Origin of the sequence: Chondromyces apiculatus DSM 436, from assembly GCF_000601485.1 — a bacterium.
GTDB classification, from domain to species: domain Bacteria; phylum Myxococcota_A; class Polyangia; order Polyangiales; family Polyangiaceae; genus Chondromyces; species Chondromyces apiculatus.
Window position 1 is genome coordinate 1 of the sequence record NZ_ASRX01000156.1, and the last position, 2,565, is coordinate 2,565.

The window sequence follows — 2,565 nt, forward strand, 5'->3', positions numbered from 1 at the left end:
TGCGCCTGTGAATTCAGGGACAGGCCCTAGATCCAATCGCGGCACGGCATCACGGGGGAGGTGAGCTGGGGGGCGCTTGGGGATCGCGCGGGAGACGTCAACTTCCTGCTCGAGTGGCTGGAGCAGCTCGTCGTCCGCGGTGTCGGGTCCGTCGACGTGATGGTCGTGAACACGCGGATGTACAACCTCCGGTCCAGGGCCGATGCAGACCGGCGGCGGGCCTTCGATGTCTCCTGCACCCGCCTCTTCCAGTCCATCGCGCGCAAGGATCGGTGTGGCGTCGACGTTTTCATCAAGAGACGACCTGGAGCCTCGCTGCACCAGCCCGCGGCCGTGGAGGTCATCGGCAACCACATGCTTCGCCGGATCTCCAGCCGGGGAGAGCTGCAGAGCGTCTCCGAGGTAGCGGCAGCGAAGGTGTTTCGGTCCGCCCGAGATAGGCATGGCCTGGATTCCGCTACAGGCGAGCACGCATGTAAGGAAACCCATCCCAATGGCGTGCATCAGTTCACAGGATGAATTTGTTGACCTCGGTGCAGCGTGAACGAGAGCGAGTCGTGGCGAGGAACTTACCCGTATCCAACTTGCTGCGATCAGCGGGGCACTTGACCGCTGATGGGTCGTCTCTTTAATCTTCAGAAGAACGTTCCGAACTCGATTGGAGCGATTCCTATCAGCTTCAGTGGGGCTGTCGAGGCTTCGGTAAAGCCATCCAGCACAGCAACCGCACGCACTCCTCCTGAGATAAGCGACAATGTCAGTTAGCCGTGAACAGCTCGCAGGTCTCGTCAAGTCTCATCGCGATCGTGCCCAGCTCACGCAAGCGGCACTGGCGGAGAGTGTCGGCACGAGCCGATCGACTATAGCACTTCTCGAGCAGGCGGTTCGTCTCCCGCGGGGCGACACTCTGTCTGCCGTTTGTAATCACCTCGGAATTCCTGGGGTTTTCTGGGAAGAGTACGCGGATGAGGCAGCGAGACAGCGACTTGAATTTGAGGAGCTTCTTTCCGAGCTCACGGGACGTCCTCTCTCACTGGTTCAACTGCCTGACGTCTCGAAAAAAGCGTGTGATACCCTGATTTCTGCGCTGCTAACCGGATCTCGCCCCAACAATCAGACGAGAGACCTTTTCAATTCAATCCTCATCTACTACGGCCAGCCTCCCGTTTCTGGCTCGTTTTTCGAGCGCTACCTCGGCGCTCGCGCCTTCAGCTCTATCGAGGCTTTCGAGAGGTCCATAGAATCCTATCAGATCGAAGCGATTCGCCTCTTCAGCACACTCAGCGAGGCTTACCGTGTTCTGGCCACTACGACGCATCTCGCAGAACATCTGGCGCCCCTGAGCCGCACAGACGTCAAGCACTATACCGACAGGTCAGAGTGGACTGTCATCGAGCAGATTCCCAATAGACGACTTCCTGACCTGGGATACATCTCAGCCACACGGATCCGACAGGAGGAACGCGAGCGCCAGGCACTTCGTACATTCCTGGAGCGCCTCGCAGCCTCCATCCGCGGTAACAGCACCACAGTGGCACTCTCGCAAGAGAGTGAAGGCACGAAGCGGCGCATGGATTCCTTGCTGCGACGCTTCGGTAGCAGCCTTGAGCACGGGCTTTTTTCACCGCTCTTTCGACCGGATCCTGATGCGCTCGAACGTGAAGCACAACGCTTGGCACCTACGACGGACGCTGAACTTGCCAGAATCGCTGATACGCAAGAGATCGCTCAGCGCAATCTAAGCCACTACCTGAGTGCCGATCACATCGACGTCTACGTCGCCACCTCAATGCGCTCTGACGCCGATTTCGTTTCGGTCAACGTATTTGCCACCTCCTTGTTTTCACATCCGAAAGTTCGCCCTTTCAAGTTGAGGTATTTCAACCCGACACAGTCGTGGGTCGATGACAGAATAGGAAAGGGTCTTGTGGAAGCGCTCATGCTGCGTCGCTCGTCTGTGACGATCTACATGGCGCAGAAACTCGACTCTTTTGGGAAAGACTCGGAGGCTTCCGTTGCACTTGGTCAAGGTAAGCCGGTCATTGTGTACGTCCCGAAGCTCGTGTTGAAGTCACATAAGTTTGACTCAGAAACACTCTTTGCGAAGTCGAGACCGGAACTGGTGGCCCAGCTCAGGAGTATGAGCCCAGCACTTGCAGAAGATGTCGACGATTCTCTCGATGATGAAGCCCTTGTGTCTCGCATCTTGACCTCGGCTCTCGGCACCCTTGACTCCACTGATCTGTGCGAACTCGTACGAGGGCATGCAGCAGATTTCGAGCTTGAAGCAGAAGATACAAGACTGGTACCCGATAAGCGCGAGGGCTACCGCCGCTGGTTGAAAGAGGTCGCCACCCAGACCTCCACAGTGGCCGCACCGGCCGAGCTTGAGCAAGACATCAGGAGCATTCTAGTAGCAGTAGGTATTCGTCTCGAACGTCGCGCTCAGCTGTTTCGTGAAATTCATCCCCTCGCGCTACAGGTGATCCTAAGTTCTGGAGTGCTCAACGGGATCCTGGTTGTTCGTTCTGTTGATCGTAACCGCTGCACGGACCCCACCTTCGG

General features: G+C 57.3%; 2 protein-coding genes. Both read left to right on the forward strand.

Translation table 11 applies throughout. From position 1 onward, the window contains the following. The first annotated feature begins 60 nt into the window (after positions 1–60). Positions 61–519, forward strand: coding sequence for a hypothetical protein (locus CAP_RS43195; RefSeq protein ID WP_044252653.1), 459 nt, complete (start codon positions 61–63; stop codon positions 517–519). Between the two features lie 235 nt (positions 520–754). After that, positions 755–2,565 (forward strand): helix-turn-helix domain-containing protein (locus CAP_RS49585; protein WP_156041696.1); only part of this gene is annotated, 1,811 nt, incomplete at its 3' end.